The sequence below is a fragment of the Pseudomonas sp. RA_35y_Pfl2_P32 genome, assembly GCF_963970735.1.
Classification (GTDB): domain Bacteria; phylum Pseudomonadota; class Gammaproteobacteria; order Pseudomonadales; family Pseudomonadaceae; genus Aquipseudomonas.
This window is the reverse complement of the sequence record NZ_CAXAQF010000397.1, coordinates 1-408: the sequence shown is the minus strand read 5'-3', so window position 1 is coordinate 408 and position 408 is coordinate 1. Positions and strand designations below refer to the sequence as shown.

The following is a 408-nucleotide window of genomic DNA, read 5'->3' as shown; positions in this document are numbered from 1 at the left end:
GCTATTCCCAAGCGCTGGAATTCGACGTTGGGGTGGTGCTCGACCTCAACCCCCCGAGCATTCTGCAGGCCGAAGCCGACGGCAAGACCTTGCAGCCGCTCAAGGCCGAGGAGGCCCTGACCGCGGTAATCCCGCCGGACGGATTGCTGCTCACCGATCAGTTGAGCGTGACCTGGACGGGAGCGGCCGGCACCGCCGCGGGTGGCTCACACACCACCGCGGCCAAGCCAATCAGTGAAGTGGGCCTGAGCATCGCGCTGCCGGTCACGGTGCTGGCGTTAAACCTGGGCAAGACAGTGAGCGTGACCTACACCGTCACCCGGGATGGCAAGCCCACGACCTCGCTACCGCTCACGTTGAGTGTTGGCGCCTTGCCCGTCACGGAGCTCAACTCACCGATGATTACTG

At 64.7% G+C, this 408-nt stretch carries 1 pseudogene; it reads left to right on the top strand.

The annotated features are described in order from the left end of the window. A pseudogene (locus tag AACY45_RS28875) lies at window positions 1-408 on the top strand (hypothetical protein); the annotation flags it as partial.